This window comes from Pseudomonas caspiana (assembly GCF_040224095.2).
GTDB lineage: Bacteria > Pseudomonadota > Gammaproteobacteria > Pseudomonadales > Pseudomonadaceae > Aquipseudomonas > Aquipseudomonas caspiana.
In genome coordinates this window covers 3,429,746-3,445,302 of sequence record NZ_CP167995.1, presented here as the reverse complement: position 1 = coordinate 3,445,302, position 15,557 = coordinate 3,429,746, and the positions used below count along the sequence as shown (strand labels likewise).

Sequence of the window (15,557 nt, the reverse complement as noted above, 5' to 3'; positions counted from 1 at the left end):
CGGTCTAAATTGGAGGCAAGCATGTTCAACGGCATTCTGATCGAAAAGGACGACGATGGTTATCGCTCAACCCTGGCTGCGCTCAACGAAGAATCCCTGCCTGACGGTGATGTCACCGTTGACGTCGCCTACAGCACTCTCAACTACAAGGATGGGCTGGCGATTACCGGCGACGGACCGATTGTGCGCAGCTTTCCGATGGTGCCGGGTGTCGATCTGGCAGGCACGGTAACCGCCAGCAGCGATCCGGACTTCGCTGTGGGTGATCAAGTGGTTCTCAATGGTTGGGGCGTCGGCGAGGGGCACTGGGGCGGATTGGCGCAGAAAGCCCGCTTGCAAGGCAAGTGGCTGATCAAGCTGCCCGACGCGTTCAGTGCCGCGCAAGCCATGGCCATCGGCACGGCCGGTTATACGGCGATGCTCGCGGTCATGGCGCTGGAAAATAACGGCGTGACGCCTGATCACGGCGATGTGCTGGTCACGGGTGCCAACGGCGGCGTCGGTAGTTTTGCCGTGGCGATCCTTTCCCGTCTGGGCTATCGAGTCGTGGCGTCCACGGGGCGTCTGAATGAGGCTGCGTACCTTGAGCGCTTGGGCGCGTCGGAGATCATCGACCGCAATACGCTATCTGAGCCCGGACGGCCCTTGACCAAAGAGCGCTGGGCGGGAGCCATCGATTCGATTGGCAGCCACACCCTGGCCAATATCTGTGCCGCGACGCGTTATCGCGGCACTGTTGCTGCGTGCGGACTGGCTCAGGGTATGGAGTTTCCGGCTTCTGTCGCGCCGTTCATTCTGCGCGGAATCACCTTGGCGGGTATCGACAGCGTTACCCGGCCTCGCGCTGACCGCGTGGCGGCGTGGGCCAGGCTGGCGACCGATCTGGACCTCGCATTACTGCCGTTGATAAGCCGGGAAATCGGCCTGAGCGAGGTGATCGACGTCGCGCCCAGACTGTTGGCTGGCGAAATTCGTGGCCGGGTGGTGGTGGATGTGAACCGCTAGTGGGCTGGGTTGCATGCACGCTTGGGCTTCTACCTGAGACCTCTGTGTTGGCGACAACCGGCACTGATTGCAGGAGCTGCCGAAGGCTGTGAAGTGGCGAGTCAGGTCTGACGCTATCGCAGCCTTTCGGCAGCTCCTACCGGTTATTGACGTTGTAAGAGTGATGGCGGCGTGTCAGGTTCTTGCGCCAGCTCAACCTCCCTGTCCAGCAACTGCTGCTTGCGCTCCACCCCCCATCGATAACCGGAAAGACCACCATCGCTACGTACCACACGGTGACAAGGGATAGCCACCGCCAGCCGGTTGGCGCCACAGGCCATAGCGACGGCGCGGAAGGATTTGGGCGCGCCAATGCGCTGGGCGATTTGCGCGTAGCTGGCCGTAGTGCCAGGCGGAATGTCCTTGAGCGCTAACCAGACTCGCTGCTGAAAGGCTGTTCCGCGCATGTCCAGCGGCAGATCCAGGCCCAGGTTCGGTGACTCGATAAAGCCCACCACTCTCGCGATCAGTTGCTCGAAATCTTCGTCTGCGCCCAGCAGGGTTGCGTGGCAGAACTGATTCTGAAAATCGCGCACCAGTGTTTGCGGATCGTCGCCAAGCAGGATGGCGCAAACGCCGCGCTGACTTTGCGCCACCAGAATCGAGCCCAACGAGCATTCGCCAATGGCGAAGCGGATCTCGGTGTCGTTACCGCCCTGACGATACTGCGCGGGCTTCATGCCCAGCAATGCATCGGACGCCGCGTAAAAACGGCTGCTGGAGTTGAAGCCTGCATCGTAAAACGCGTCGGTGATCGAGCTGCCCGAGGACAACTGCTGACGTATCCGTTTTGCTCGATGTGCGTCGGCGTAAGCCTTGGGTGTCAGCCCGGTGACGGTTTTGAACACCCGATGGAAATGGTACGGGCTAAGTCCGGCAGTATGAGCGAGCGTCTTGAGGTCGGGAGCCGAGTCAGCCTGTTCGATGCAGCGACAGGCGCTGGCCACTAAAGCAGCATGCTGTTGAGCGACGTGGCTTTGGTCGGCGGCGTTGCGCTTGCTGGGCCGATACCCGGCTGCTTCGGCCTGTGCAGCGGTATCGAAAAACACCACATTGTCAGGATTGGGCAAGCGCGACAGGCTACTCGGGCGGCAATAAACGCCGGTAGTGCGTACCCCGTAGACAAACTGGCCGTCGGCGGAGGCGTCGCGGGTCAGCACTGATTGCCAGCGCGGGTCTTTCTCGGTGGCGGACGGTGATGATCTGCTGCGACTCATGAGCCGGTACCTTGCACGGATACGATGACGTTCAGCTTATGCGGTGGCCCAATAGCCAGCACTCCGAGTCTTGCGGTCAAATTCGGTTCAGTCGGCGAGCATGGGGGGCAGGGTTCCTAGCAGGGAAACCGCCATCAGCGCGGTCATTCCAAACAGGCATTCAACCATAACGCTGGTGCGCAGTATGTCTAGCCGCAGATAAGTGCGATTGAGCATCAGTCGATTGAATAGCGCCAGACACAGCATGCATAGCACCATGGCCACTTTGACGCCCAGCACTAGCCCGAAGCCGGAAAACGCTGGCGTCGGCCAGGGAGCTCCACTCATGACACGCACGTTGATCAATCCGGTGGCGATGATCATTGCAACCATCACATACCCAAACCCGCCAAAACGCAGCAAGAGCGCACGCATATCCACATCCGCATGATGGCGCAGGGCAACCAGCAGCAGGCAGAGCCCGCCCAGCCAGGCGCCCACTGCAACCAGATGGATGAACTGGTTGAATATCAAAAGCTGGCCGTAGACGCCTTCAAACATTGCCACATGCCCAACGGGTGCCAATGTGGCCAGCAACAGCGTAACCAGGAGCAGGCGCAGCCAGCGATTGCCAGCCAGGAACAGGGTGACCAGCAGTACCAGGTTCAGGCCGATGTGCCAGCCCCAGAATGTGCCAAACGAGGTGTGGCCCAGCACCAGCAGCAATGTAGCCGGATCAATGGCGTCGGCCCAACTGCTGGCCATGCTCGCAGCAGTCAGCATTAGCCAGGCAATCGCGCTGAGCAAGGCAAGTGCTGCAAGCCAGAACGTCAAGCGGGGCGACTGCAAATGCCTCATGCGAGTAAGGAGGGGGCGCAATAGCAGCTCTTGCGAAAGGCAAATTCCGAACAGCGTCAACAGCACCCAGAAATGTGCAAAGCGACACAGGATGAGTGCGGTCTGCATGGAATCAGGGGCTTACGGTGAAGCTGTAGCTGCCTTCGCTTTTATGGGTATCAACGGACACCGCGTGCCATTCGACCTTGTATTCGCCTGCCGCCAGCGGCGCTGCGGGAGTGACAATCAGAACTTTTCTGTCTGCGGGGTCGGTGGCAACATCGGGTACCGGTTCCACCAGCGTTTTGCCACCTTTGGCTGTCGAGGTGATGCTGATTTTGGTGAATTTCTCTTCAACACCTTCCGAGAAATGCAGGCGCAGTTCCTTGGGACTGCTGACGATGCTGTCAGCGGCAGGCAGTTGGCTGTCCAGGTGCGCATGGGCAGAGGCGTTGCTCGCCAGCGTCAGGGATGCGAGTACAGAAAGGGTCGAGAGGAGGTGCTTGAAACGTTGGGCAGACATCAAAAAAATCACCTGTTAGCGAACGCTGAATGCGCGTTTTGATCGGCAGTCGAGGGCCTAATAGACCAGAAACTGCGGAGCGACTCCAGCGTTGAGCACCATAGCAGGGCAAAACCCCCAAAAAAAAGCCACCGCACAGAAGTGAGGTGGCTATAAAGTTTTAACCAAAGGAATGATGAAGCGGGAGCATCAATCTGGCGCTCACTGATGCGGATTCAGAGAGCGATCGAAACATGTTCTTCATCGCCGCCAACACTAACATCGCGGGAAAGATTCAGACTATTACGATAATTGATAGTGACTATCATCAATTGCACAGGTCATGAATTTTGAAAGGTGTTAAAAAAATCGCGGGCAGGGGAGCAAACCTGCTATCCAGACCGGCTGCAGATTCACGAACGGAATCGCTAGAATTCTTGATCAATTCTGTATGTCAATAATATTTTTATTCATTTTATTTCTGCCGAATCTCTTCACTTATCGCGTACGTCTGCGTCAGGGCCGCAACTATTGCTGTAGCCTTGTTGCGCGAAAAACGATAAGCAATATTGAAACAGGGGAAAAGAATGAAGTTTCTGAAGTGCAATCTCATCACGCTTGCGGTGTCGCTGGGCGTCAGTCAGCTCGCGTCGGCAGGCGCTGTCAGCGATCAATCAGAGGCCACCGGGTTTGTTGCAGGCAGCAGCCTCAACATCAATCTCAGAAACTATTACTTCAATCGTGACGGAAAAAACAGCAACGGCGAACGCACGGGCGACCAGAAGGACTGGACCCAGGCAGTGCTGGGTAATTTCAGCTCTGGCTTCACCCAGGGCACGGTCGGTTTTGGCGTTGACGCCTATGGTTACTGGGGGTTGAAGCTGGACGGCGGTGCCGGGACCAGCGGCACCGGGAATCTGCCGGTGAACCGCAACGATTCGCCTGAGGATGAGTACGGAACTGCCGGCGGTGCAGTCAAACTGCGTATATCCAAGACTGAACTGCGTTACGGCAACCTGCAGCCGACGGCGCCGGTATTTGCCGCCGGGGGGACCAGACTGTTCCCGCAAACCGCAACCGGCTTCAATTTGCTGAGCAGTGAAATCGACGGTCTGGATCTTGACGTTGGCCACTTCACGGGAAGTAATGGCCCGGTCACGACCAATAACGATCACGGTCTGTACGCGTCCTATGCAGATGTCGAGGCGTCCAGCGTTGATTATGCCGGTGGCAAGTACACCATCAACGATAATCTGACCGTCAGCCTCTACGGTTCGGACCTCAAAGATGTATGGCACCAGTACTATGCCAATACCAATTTCACGCTGCCACTTGCCGAAGAGCAGTCACTCAATCTGGATTTCAATATCTATCGCACTACGGATTCGGGTCAGGCCAAGGCCGGGGATATCAGTAACACTACCTGGTCGATGGCGGCGGCTTATTCTTTCCTGACGGCGCACACGGTGACGCTGGCGTTCCAGAAAGTTAATGGCGATACGCCATTTGATTACGTGGCTTTCGGTAATAACTCGGCAGGCGATACAGCGGACTCCATCTTCCTCAGCAACTCCGTGCAATATTCGGACTTCAATGGCCCCGGAGAAAAGTCATGGCAGGCGCGTTATGACCTGAACATGGCGAGTTATGGTGTGCCCGGTCTGGGGTTCATGGTGCGCTACGTCACGGGTGATGATATCGACGGCACGAACATGCCTGCCAATACCCGGTACGGCGGTTATGGCGAAGACGGTAAGCACCATGAGACTGATCTGGAGGCCAAGTACGTGGTGCAATCAGGGCCGGCCAAAGATCTGGCGTTGCGTATGCGCCAGTCCTGGCACCGGGCCAATGCTGATCAGGGCGATACGGATAACAACGAATTCCGTCTGATCGCCGACTACCCGATCAATATCTTCTAACACCCCTCGCATCATCGCCAGGCGGACATTGTGTTTGCCTGGCGTCTTGGCCTCCCTGGCTGAAAGTCTGTAATTTACAAACGAGCAATCGTTCCCACGACATGCCGGGTATCCTGATGCATTGATACGGGTACCGGGTTCGCGCGGCCTGCAGGAATATTCGCTATTTCAGCGACCCGCGAAGTCAACATACTTTTTTATAACGATGTGTTTTTAATCATCGCACTTTTCGCAGTACTGACCATGAGTGCAATTGTTGTTCATGGCCTGTGGCTCAGGTGTCACCCGACGGGGTAACCCTAAACTGACAAGGCCGCTGCATAGTGAAATGCTGCGGCCTTTTGTTTACGTCATACGTTGAGCCAATAAGCATCCGACTCAGCCATTCTGGCAGTTGTTGCCATCACTGATGCGGGTGTATTCCAGGTTGTGTTCAACGCCTTTGCTGTCGAGGTACAGCATGTGCGCCACGACTGGGCCGCAGGTATTACTCTGCGCCGCCGTCACGTTGAGAACTTTGGCAATGTCCAGGTTTTGCGAGTAGTCGTAATCGACCGCCGCTGGAATCTGCGAGTTGTTATTGACTTGGTCGTTAGCCGAAGCGAAGACCGCGAAGAACGATAAAGCGGCGAACAGCGCGAGGTTTTTCATGTGTATCTCCAAAGACGTTTAAGTAATTTTTTCTGCAAAGCTTCAGATTTGCTTTGCTGTTGAAATGGATTCTATGCGCGCCAACGGTCATTCAAAAATGGAGCGTGTCGATACACGCCATCACCGGGGCCGATACATGTGTGAAGTTGATATTCGAACCGCTTAAACCATTCGGATCTAATAATTTGATACGCGACGTCGGTTGTATCAATGGATCAGATAGCCACTTTCTATCGCCGACTGCATGCTCTGGCCATTAATTAGCCACGGACGCTGAACATGCAGAAGTTCGAAATACTTCGACAAACCCGCTTCGATAATCTCGTTCATGAGTACGGCCTGGACGGCAGTCGTTTACTGCCATGGCAGGGCTATCCCATGCCGTTTGCCGGGGGATGGTGCGTCGTCCGGCCAGGAACAAGCAGCGAAGCGCACACCCAGATCGATCAGGAAATCTTCATCGCCATCAAAGGCCGCTCCCGACTGGTCGTGGGTGAGCGTGAGCTCGAGTTTGGCGTGGGCGATATCGCGGCGATTCCGAAGCACACCAATCACTACATCATCAATGACTCGGAGGAGGACTTTCACTTCTACGTGGTCTGGTGGGACATGAACTACGTCAATGACTTCGTCGCCCAACACAACGAAACCACGGGGTGCCTGAATGACTAGGTTCGTTGTCACCATCACGCCGCCGACACCCAATGGCGACCTGCACATCGGGCACATTGCCGGGCCTTTTCTGGGCGCGGATGTTTTCACCCGTGTTCAGCGCCAGCGGGGTCATGACTGTGTGCTGGTTTCCTACTCCGACGATTACCAGTCCTACATGCTGCGCAAAGGGCTGGAGCAGGGCGTGGACCCGGTCGAGCTGGCGGGGCGCAACTCTGATCGGATTGAAGCGTCACTCGCGGCGATCAACATCAGGCCCGACAACTGGATGCGGCCCCACGGCAATCCGTTTTTTGCCGACGCCGTGCGGGAGGTTTTCGACAAGGCCCGCGCAGCGGGAGCCATCGAATTTCGTGATTCCAGCGAGGCGTACTGCCCTGACTGTGACGTGTGGGGTTACGAAGCGTTTGCTCGTGGCCTGTGTAACTACTGCGGGGCCGAGTCCGATGCCAGCCAGTGTGAAAACTGCGCTCAGGCTCCCGACTCCGAACTGATGAGCGAACTGCGTTGCAAGCTGTGCAGTGAGCCGGTGCAGTGGCGCAGCAACCATCGGGCATTCCTCAAACTGGCGCGGTTCAAACCCGCGTTACGCGACAGCCTGCTCAATCGCAAATGGCGCAAGCCGCTGGACAGCTGGCTGCCCGAAACGCTCGAACATCTGCATGACTGGGGCGTGACACGGCCCGGCGACGCGGGGCTGGATCTGGCTGAAGGCGATTCGTGTCGGGTGCACACCTGGTTCATGGGGCTGGCCGGTTACATGGCCGCTTTCCGCGAGCACGCCGCTCGCATAGGCGAGCCCGAGCTGTTCCAGCAGTACTGGCAGTCGGGGCAGGGCACGCTGGTGCATTTTCTCGGTTTCGACTGTGTGTTCAGTCACGCTGTGGTTTACCCGGCCTTGTTGTCGGTGCTGGACGATCTGCAGATCCGCCAACACTTCATGCCCAACCAGTTCCTCAAGCTTGACGGCTTGAACCTGTCCACCAGCCGCAACCATGCGATCTGGGTCGCCGATCTGGCCGGACAAGCCTGTGCCGACAGCGCTCGGCTGTATCTGGCGAGTATTGCGCCGGAGGAGTGTGAAGGCGATTTCCGTCTGCAGCATTTCCTGCTCTGGCGCGAAAGCCTGTTTGGCGAGTTTTTCCCTGCGTTGCTTGAGGCGGGCGCCCGGCAGCGCGGCAGTTGGTGGAGCGGCATGTGCGGACCTGACGCTGGCCTGCTTGAAGCGTTGCGGCTGCAATGGGTCAAGGCCACCCAGCCGGAACAATTCTCCATGAAAACCATGGCCAGCGTGCTGCTCGACGTGATTGCCATCGCGCGTATCCGTCTGGGCGAAGGACGTCCGGTCAGCCACTTCGCGGCGTTCATTGCCGTGACTGGTCAGGCGCTGATTCCGGACACAACCGCACGCATCGTCGAATCATTCGAGCTGCCACTGGACAGGGTCAGCGCAACGATTCTCACCGGCTCGGCCGCTGAATACTGCATTTGAACGGACGCACACCTCATGTTGATGGACTATGACGTCGCAGTGATCGGCGCGGGCATTATCGGCGCCAGTATTGCGGCACGGCTCAGCACTGCCGGACTGGCTGTGGCCTTGATCGACAAGGGCGCGGCAGGCGCTGGCGGAGCAAGTGCGCTGTCCGGCGGGCTGGTGCGGCTGTATGACCCCGACCCACTGTTGATGGACTTGGCTGCGTTTTCGATTGGCCTGCTGGACGACGGTATTTTCGCCGGTACGTACGCTCGGGCCTTGCAGCGCAGCGGCGCACTCTATCGCGCTGCGCCTGAGCAAACGGACGACCTCTGCCGCGCCATTGAGCAACACGCCAGCCCTCGTTACCCCATGCGCCTGATCGCCAGTCGCGAGCTGGATGGCGGGCAGTTTCCACTGTGCCCTGATCAAGCTCGGGTCAATCTGTACGAGCCGCATGCCTGCATCGGCAACGTCAGGCTGGCGACCCAACTGCTGGCAGATGTGGTGCGGCGCAATGGCCTGTTGCTGGAACATTGCCAGGTGCGCGCCATTGATTGCAAATCACCTTACGAGGTCCATGTAGGACTGGGCGAGAGCACCTTGCGTTGCCGTGCGCTGGTGGTGGCTGCCGGTGGCTGGAGTCGGCAATGGGTGCCGGGTTTGCAACTGAAAACCCGCTCCATTCCGCTGGCTCGGGTACTGACCAACACAGCGTACTGCATGCCGGTGATTGATGCCGTCAGCCAGAGTTACCTGATTTCCCTGACGCGCCAAGTGGTGCAGACAGGTTGTGGCTTTCGCGACACGGAGCAATCCCCGGATGATCTGCCAGCCACCGACCTGCGCAATCGGCAGGACGCGGTTAATCGGGTGCGTCAGTTGACCGGCTGTACTCACTCTGAAGTGCTGGATGTGCTGCCCGGTTTTGATAGCTACAGCCCAGACGGTCGCCCGCTGCTGGGGTTTGTCGAGGAAGACAGTCCGGTGTTCCTCGCCACGGGCATGTCCGGCCTGGGCTTCAAGTTTGCGCCTGGCATCGCCCAGATCGCTTTTGAGCACATGCAAAGTCGCCTGCTCGGTAAGGAAACTGGCGCTGGCTGGTCGGCACTGTCCCCACGGCGTGCCATTCAACATGGGGATTTTGTTGCGGGAGTGCAGCCATGACGATGCTCAAAGTCGGTGTGTCTGCCTTGTTTGATCCTGCGGATACCCCGCACGCCAGAACCTTTCTACGGGCGATGTGCGTGGCACGAAACTTCATCCCGGCTCTGGCTCAGGTGCAGTGGCATTTCCTTGATGACGGCGCCAATCGTGCGCGTGCCGAGCAGGTCGCGGAGCACATGGTGGTTGCTGACGTCGACCTGGTGATCGGTCATTTCTCATCCGATGCGGCAGTCAGCGCAGCACCGGTTTATCGGCAAGCGGGCATCGCGTTGCTGACCCCGGCGGCGACGATTGATTGCCTGACCCAGGACCATCACAACGTGTTTCGTTTTTGCCCGTCGGACCGGCAACTGGCCAGGGATTTGCTCGGCTGGATCGCCGTGAAAGGCTGGCAAACCCTGCACATCTGCGCCGATAACAGTGCGCACGGACAAGCCTTGGCCAAGTGCATTGCTCAGGCCGCAAGGGATGGCGGCCTACGCCAGACCGATGAGCGTGAACTGGCGCAGGTGGAAGTATTTGCCGGGCGCCTGCGCAGCAGCCGCGAGCATTGGCGGCAACGTCGCGCGGCGGGCAGTCAGCGGCCGCTGATCCTCACCGATGATGCCGCTTCGCCGTATCTGGGCAACGCCGTTGCGGACGACCGCACGACCTGGGTCATCGGTTTCGGCAATGCCGAAAATCTAGCGCAGCCATGTCCGGGCATTTTGCAGCACAGGGCGCTTTTTGGGACAGCCGCTGAAACCTACTACCGGGAAAGCCTGCTGCTGTTCCACGTACTGGGCGTATTGGCCGGCCGCCACTGGCGTCGCGCCGAGCTGCTGCATGCCTTGAATCACACCACTTTCAACACGCCGTTGGGCGACGTCAGTTTCGACCAGGGTGAGCGCCGGGGCGCGTGTAACAACCTCTGGCGAGTGGGCCCCCAAGGGCTGCAAGCCATTTCCGAATAGCAATGCCTTAAACACTATGGATGGGACGCAAATGAGTGCATCAACAACAGGGGGCGTTCACGCAGACGCCGTGTGTATCGGCTTCGGTCCGGCGGGCATCGCGCTGTCGTGTGTCTTCGAAGACGCACGCGAAGCAGGCTCACCGCTTGGCGAGCTTTCCATGTGTTTTCTGGAAGCAGCCCATGACACGCAGTGGCATCGCGAATTGCTCCTCAGCGGTACGGACATCAATCATCACGTGTTCCGTGATCTGGTCACGCCGCGTAATCCGCGCAGCCGCTTTTCGTTCGCCATGTACCTCAAGGATCAGGGCCGCATGTTCGACTTCGGCCTGCTGGGTCGCCCGGCCAGTCGCCACGAATGGTCGGACTACCTGCGCTGGGTTTCGGCGCAAGTCGATGGTCAGACGAAATTCAATGCACCGGTCAGGGAAATTCTGCCGGTGATGGAGGAGGGGCGCCTTAGCCGTGTTCAGATCGAAACACCGAACGGCCGTGTCGAAACCCGCAATATCGTGCTGTCCAGCGGCAGCGCGCCTCATATCCCTGAGCTGTTCCAGGGTTTGCTCGGACCGACGTTGTTTCACACCTCGCAGTTCCTGACCCGCTTGCAGGCGTTCGGCGAGTCCTTGCCCAAGCGCTGGCTGGTGGTCGGCTCAGGGCAGAGTGCAAGCGAATCGGTGCTGGAACTGATCGCCCGGGAGCGCCACATCCTTGTGCATTCGGCCCATCGTTCTGCGGGTTTCAAACTGACCCAGCTCGGACAGTTCCCCAATCGGGTGTTCGCCCCGGACCACGTGGATTACTTCCACGGCCTGGACCCTGCCGCCCGGCAGCGTTTTCTGGGCTGGAGTCGATCGACCAATTACGCCGGAATCGATCCGGACGAAAGCCAGAAGCTGTTTTCACTGATCTACGAAGACGCCATCGCCGGTCGCCAACGCCTGCGCACCCATGCCTACAGCGAGATCAGCAAGGTGGAAAAAACCACCGATGGCTACCAGGTCACGCTGACGGACACCTTCAGCCTACGCAGTCAGGTGCTGGAGGTTGACGTGATCGTGCTGGGCACCGGTTATCAGCAGCCTGTCTTGCCGCCGCTGCTAAGCAACTTGCAGCCTTGGCTCAAGGCCGATCTGGATGGCGGGCTGGTGATTGATCGCGATTACCGCATCGCCACTCAGGGCCAATGCGACATCAAGTTGTGGGTCAACGGGCTCTCCGAACGCAGTCACGGCATCAGCGACAGCCAGTCGTTTTCGCTGATGGCATTGCGTGCCGAGCGTATCGCGCTGGGCCTCGAACGTGCCATGCAGGCGCAAACCCTTGAACCGCTGCTGACTGAATGACGTGACCCTCATGTACAACAACATTTCCGAAATCGTTCACGATCAGACCTTTCTCAAAGTAGCGGGGTTCGGGCCTGAGTTCTTTCTAAAGCTGGAGTCGCTGAATCCCGCTGGCTCGATCAAGCTCAAGACAGCCGTTGGCCTGGTCGATGATTTGCAGAGTCGGGGTCAGATCAACGCGGACACCGTACTGATCGAATCCTCGTCGGGCAATCTGGGTGTGGCGCTGGCGATGATCTGTGCCGAACGCGGCATCAGGTTCACTTGCGTGGTTGATCCCAACAGCTCCAATCACAACATCCGCCTGATGCAGACCTATGGCGCCGAGGTTATCCAGGTCAATGAGCTGGATGCCAACGGTGGGTATCTCGGTACGCGCATCGCGCTGATCCGCCAGAAAGTCGCTGATGACCCGCGCTACGTGTGGCTCAACCAATACGAAAACGCTGCCAACCCACGCGCTCATGCACGGACCACCGCGCAGTCCATCGGTCGGCACTTCGGCCACGTGGATTACCTGTTTGTCGGCGCGGGCACCACCGGCACGCTGATGGGCTGCGTACAGTATTTCCGCCGTCACCACCCGGCGACGACGATTGTGGCGGTGGACAGTGTGGGCTCGGTGACTTTTGATACGCCGCCCGGCAAGCGTTTCATTCCGGGGCTGGGCACCAGCCAGCGGCCGCCGATTTTCAACGCCGAGGGTATTCATTATCTGGAAATGGTCCCGGAGGAGCGGACCATTGCCATGTGCCGTTTGCTGGCGCGCAACAAAGGTCTGCTGGTGGGCGGTTCCACCGCGACGGTCATCGCCGCGGTGCATGCCTGGCGCGAGCGCATTGAACCGGGGTCGGTGGTCGTCGCGCTCTCGCCGGATTGGGGCGAGCGCTATCTCGACACCCTTTACGATGATCACTGGGTCGAGCAGCGGTTTGGCCGTCAGGTATTGCAGATGACTCTGGATGACATGCCTGTCGAGCCATCGCGGACCACTGACTTGTACAGTGCTCGCCTCAAGCAGTCGGCTTTTCATGTGGTCGATGGCAAGACTGTCGCGCGAATCCTTGCCGAGGATCCAGTGGCCTGCATCGATGATGTTCAGCAGGCCTATCTGGAGCATCATGCCGGGCGCAGCATCAACCCCGACAGTTACTTCCTGCGCTTCCCGCAGGCTCCGGCCAATCGCATTATTGCGCTGCCTGCCAGTCTGTCCGGCGAGCAATCGGTCAGTGGCATCAAGTGGATCTCCAGTTTCCCCGGCAACATCGAGTCGGGCCTGCAACGTGCCTCGGCGGTGCTGATCCTCAACGACGCGCGCAGCGGTTATGCCTATGCCTGCCTGGAAGCATCGCGGATCAGCGCCATGCGCACTGCGGCGTCAGCGGTGCTGGCGGCGCGCTGGCTTAACCGGCAGCAGCGCAAGATCAGGCGTTTGTCCGTGGTGGGTGCCGGGTTCATTGCCCGGACCATCCTCGATATGTTCGTCAGCGACGGCTGGCAGATCGACGCGCTGGAGGTGTTCGATCTGCACAGCGATTCAGCCGCCGCACTCATTGGTCACGCGACTGTGCAACACCAACTGGCCTGCAAGGCAGTTGACCTCGATAGGGCATTGCAGGCCGATGTCGTGGTGTTCGCCACCACGGCGCCGAGCCCGTATGTCATTGAACAGCGCTTTCGACCAGAGCAGATCCTGCTGAATATTTCCCTGCGCGATTTGGGACCGGAGATCATCGCGCAGGCCAATAACATCCTTGATGATGTCGAGCATTGCCTCAAAGCCCAGACCTCGCCGGATTTGGCCGTACAGCATTATCAGCATCGCGGGTTCATCACCGGCACCCTGGCGCAACTGATGCTGGGCGAAGTAGAAGTCAGCCCGGATCGGCCGACGATTTTCTCGCCGTTCGGTTTGGGTGTGCTTGATCTGGCGGTGGGCAAGCGGGTTTATGACTACGCAGTGGAACAGGGCGCGGCGTTGCGAGTGCCGGAGTTTTTCTTTGAATCGAAGCGCTGGTGATGCCCATGCCAACGTTTTTCGACGCCCAACGGATTGTCATCATCGGCATGGGTTCTCGCGGCCTCAGCGTGCTGGAACAACTGATCGGCGCGGCCCGACGGGATTCGCACAGGCCGCTGGTGATCGACCTGTTCGACCCACAACTGCCCGGCAGTGGTCTGCACTCACCCGAGCAACCGGACTACTTGATGCTCAACACCATGGCGGGCCAGTTGTCCGGCTTTTCTTCGGCTTATCCGGCGTGGCAGCCGGATGAAACGCCGGGGCTGACCTTCCTGCAGTGGTGTACCGCTGAGGGGGGGCGTCTGAACGAGCGCGGTCATACCAGTGGCAGCGAAGCAGGGCGGCCCATCGAGTTTGCTGACTTCGTACCGCGCAAGCTGCTTGGCCGTTACCTGCGCGATTGCTGTCGATATCTGCTGACGCTTTGCCCGCCCCATGTGCAGGTCAATCATCACCGCGACCGTGTCGTGGGTTGCCGTCCGCGATCTGCTGACCAAGGCTTTCAACTGCACACCGCTGACGGTCTGGACGTTGATGCTGACGCGGTGTTTCTGACCATCGGACACACGCCGCAACCAGAGGCAGATTGCGAAGGTAAACGCGTAGCGATCGAAGGCCTGGGTCTGAGCGCCATGGATCAGATCGCCCACCTGACTGAAGGCCGGGGTGGCCGCTTTGTTCGTGACCATAGCCAGGGTGGATGGCGTTATCTACCTTCGGGCCGGGAGCCGCAGATTTATCTGTTTTCCCGCTCGGGCCTGCCGTTTCATTGTCGGCCGCACGGGACCCCAGCATCTTCGGTGACGCAACGGTTGTTCTTCACCGCCCAGGCCATTGCCGAGCTGCGCAAAAACAGCCCGGACGGGCGACTGGATTTCGCTCAGCAGGTTTTGCCGCTGATCGAGGACGAGATGCGCAGTGGTTTCTACCTGGCGCAAACGCGTCTGCGGCAGCCGGGCCGGCTTGAGTTCGTTAGCCACTCGCTGCAAAACGCGAGGACTGAACAAGCGCTGCGGGATGTTTTTGCAGCATTGGCCGAAGAATTTGGCCCGTTCGAGCCGCAGGCCTATCTGAATATTCAGGGCTGGCAGGGGGATCCGCAAAACTACCCCGAATGGTTTCGGCAGTGGGTCGCCCGCGATCTGGCGCGCAGTTGTCTGGGTGTTGATGCGAGTCCACTCACGCAAGCGCTGGAGGTGTGGCGTGACTGCCGGGACCTGTTGCGGTTAGTCGCCGATCACGACGGCCTCAATGATCGCTCGACCCTTGAGTTCTACGGCGCATGGGCAGGCCTTGGCAATCGTCTGGTCGGTGGGCCGCAGAAGGAGCGTTACGAGGATTTGCTGGCGCTGATGGATGCTGGCGTGGTCATGCCTGTAGCGCCTGATGGCATCCACGCGATTGAAATCGACAGCCTGATCAGTGCCCGCAACGCACCCAGTGGCCTGGGCCAGAACCGTTCGCTTTTGATCGATGACTTGCTTGGGCAGGGCTTGATCAGGGCGGCGCATCCATACCCGGCTGACGGCATCGCGGTTGATGCCCAAAGCCGGGCATTACGCCGCGACGGCTCTACCCATGAGCGCCTTTGGGTTCTCGGGCCCGGCGTCGAAGGCAGCACGTTTTACAACCATTACGTGCCAACGCCGGATCCTGCCTGCAAAGCACCGTTGCAGGCGCGAACCGCGGTGCGGGCCTGCCTCGCGGCGCTGCATGTCGAGGTCGAGGTCGAGAGTCTGGCGGTTGATTAACTCCCCCCATTCAC

General features: G+C 59.1%; 13 protein-coding genes. 9 read left to right on the top strand and 4 right to left on the bottom strand.

All coding sequences use genetic code 11. From position 1 onward, the window contains the following. Positions 1-21 precede the first annotated feature (21 nt). Entirely contained in the window at positions 22-1,005 is a 984-nt protein-coding gene (locus ABRP31_RS15740; protein ID WP_349969246.1) for an MDR family oxidoreductase, read from the top strand. Between the two features lie 143 nt (positions 1,006-1,148). Here ABRP31_RS15740 and ada read toward each other — a convergent pair whose 3' ends face one another. The 3 genes from ada to copC all read right to left on the bottom strand — a co-directional run bounded on the left by ada (position 1,149) and on the right by copC (position 3,600). After that, a complete protein-coding gene (gene ada, locus ABRP31_RS15735) occupies positions 1,149-2,261 on the bottom strand; it encodes a bifunctional DNA-binding transcriptional regulator/O6-methylguanine-DNA methyltransferase Ada (RefSeq protein ID WP_349969244.1) in 1,113 nt (370 codons plus the stop codon). Between the two features lie 87 nt (positions 2,262-2,348). After that, a complete protein-coding gene (copD, locus tag ABRP31_RS15730; protein ID WP_349969243.1) occupies positions 2,349-3,206 on the bottom strand; it encodes a copper homeostasis membrane protein CopD in 858 nt (285 codons plus the stop codon). Between the two features lie 4 nt (positions 3,207-3,210). Continuing rightward, positions 3,211-3,600: a copper homeostasis periplasmic binding protein CopC gene (gene copC / locus ABRP31_RS15725; RefSeq protein WP_349969242.1), complete on the bottom strand. Its 390-nt coding sequence runs from the start codon at positions 3,598-3,600 to the stop codon at positions 3,211-3,213. Positions 3,601-4,166: 566 nt separating this feature from the next. On the opposite strand from copC, the gene ABRP31_RS15720 reads away from it, so the two are divergent. Continuing rightward, a complete protein-coding gene (locus tag ABRP31_RS15720) occupies positions 4,167-5,501 on the top strand; it encodes an OprD family porin (RefSeq protein WP_349969241.1) in 1,335 nt (444 codons plus the stop codon). A 378-nt stretch (positions 5,502-5,879) separates the two neighbouring features. On the opposite strand, the gene ABRP31_RS15715 is transcribed toward ABRP31_RS15720, so the two are convergent. Then, positions 5,880-6,152: a DUF2790 domain-containing protein gene (locus tag ABRP31_RS15715; protein WP_087264004.1), complete on the bottom strand. Its 273-nt coding sequence runs from the start codon at positions 6,150-6,152 to the stop codon at positions 5,880-5,882. A gap of 279 nt (positions 6,153-6,431) precedes the next feature. Between ABRP31_RS15715 and ABRP31_RS15710 the strand changes: the two genes are divergently transcribed. The 7 genes from ABRP31_RS15710 to ABRP31_RS15680 are packed head-to-tail and all read left to right on the top strand — an operon-like array spanning position 6,432 to position 15,543. After that, positions 6,432-6,824, top strand: coding sequence for a cupin domain-containing protein (locus tag ABRP31_RS15710; RefSeq protein WP_349969240.1), 393 nt, complete (start codon positions 6,432-6,434; stop codon positions 6,822-6,824). Next, on the top strand, positions 6,817-8,316 hold the full coding sequence (locus ABRP31_RS15705) for a methionine--tRNA ligase (RefSeq protein WP_349969239.1): 1,500 nt from the start codon (positions 6,817-6,819) through the stop codon (positions 8,314-8,316). Before ABRP31_RS15710 ends, ABRP31_RS15705 begins: the two co-directional genes overlap by 8 nt. A 15-nt stretch (positions 8,317-8,331) precedes the next feature. Beyond that, on the top strand, positions 8,332-9,468 hold the full coding sequence (locus ABRP31_RS15700; protein WP_349969238.1) for an FAD-dependent oxidoreductase: 1,137 nt from the start codon (positions 8,332-8,334) through the stop codon (positions 9,466-9,468). After that, positions 9,465-10,421 carry an ABC transporter substrate-binding protein gene (locus ABRP31_RS15695; RefSeq protein ID WP_349969237.1) on the top strand — a complete coding sequence of 319 codons (957 nt, stop codon included), beginning with the start codon at positions 9,465-9,467 and terminating at the stop codon, positions 10,419-10,421. Before ABRP31_RS15700 ends, ABRP31_RS15695 begins: the two co-directional genes overlap by 4 nt. A 31-nt stretch (positions 10,422-10,452) precedes the next feature. Next, entirely contained in the window at positions 10,453-11,769 is a 1,317-nt protein-coding gene (locus ABRP31_RS15690; protein ID WP_349969236.1) for a SidA/IucD/PvdA family monooxygenase, read from the top strand. A gap of 10 nt (positions 11,770-11,779) precedes the next feature. Further along, positions 11,780-13,789, top strand: coding sequence for a 2,3-diaminopropionate biosynthesis protein SbnB (gene sbnB, locus ABRP31_RS15685; protein WP_349969235.1), 2,010 nt, complete (start codon positions 11,780-11,782; stop codon positions 13,787-13,789). A 5-nt stretch (positions 13,790-13,794) separates the two neighbouring features. Beyond that, entirely contained in the window at positions 13,795-15,543 is a 1,749-nt protein-coding gene (locus tag ABRP31_RS15680) for an FAD/NAD(P)-binding protein (protein ID WP_349969234.1), read from the top strand. Positions 15,544-15,557: the final 14 nt, after the last annotated feature.

Bases quoted from the DNA above. Each gene is read 5' to 3' on its own strand.
- ABRP31_RS15740 (WP_349969246.1), top strand. From the start codon at position 22: ATGTTCAACGGCATTCTGATCGAAAAGGACGACGATGGTTATCGCTCA.
- ada (WP_349969244.1), bottom strand. From the start codon at position 2,261: ATGAGTCGCAGCAGATCATCACCGTCCGCCACCGAGAAAGACCCGCGC.
- copD (WP_349969243.1), bottom strand. From the start codon at position 3,206: ATGCAGACCGCACTCATCCTGTGTCGCTTTGCACATTTCTGGGTGCTG.
- copC (WP_349969242.1), bottom strand. From the start codon at position 3,600: ATGTCTGCCCAACGTTTCAAGCACCTCCTCTCGACCCTTTCTGTACTC.
- ABRP31_RS15720 (WP_349969241.1), top strand. From the start codon at position 4,167: ATGAAGTTTCTGAAGTGCAATCTCATCACGCTTGCGGTGTCGCTGGGC.
- ABRP31_RS15715 (WP_087264004.1), bottom strand. From the start codon at position 6,152: ATGAAAAACCTCGCGCTGTTCGCCGCTTTATCGTTCTTCGCGGTCTTC.
- ABRP31_RS15710 (WP_349969240.1), top strand. From the start codon at position 6,432: ATGCAGAAGTTCGAAATACTTCGACAAACCCGCTTCGATAATCTCGTT.
- ABRP31_RS15705 (WP_349969239.1), top strand. From the start codon at position 6,817: ATGACTAGGTTCGTTGTCACCATCACGCCGCCGACACCCAATGGCGAC.
- ABRP31_RS15700 (WP_349969238.1), top strand. From the start codon at position 8,332: ATGTTGATGGACTATGACGTCGCAGTGATCGGCGCGGGCATTATCGGC.
- ABRP31_RS15695 (WP_349969237.1), top strand. From the start codon at position 9,465: ATGACGATGCTCAAAGTCGGTGTGTCTGCCTTGTTTGATCCTGCGGAT.
- ABRP31_RS15690 (WP_349969236.1), top strand. From the start codon at position 10,453: ATGAGTGCATCAACAACAGGGGGCGTTCACGCAGACGCCGTGTGTATC.
- sbnB (WP_349969235.1), top strand. From the start codon at position 11,780: ATGTACAACAACATTTCCGAAATCGTTCACGATCAGACCTTTCTCAAA.
- ABRP31_RS15680 (WP_349969234.1), top strand. From the start codon at position 13,795: ATGCCAACGTTTTTCGACGCCCAACGGATTGTCATCATCGGCATGGGT.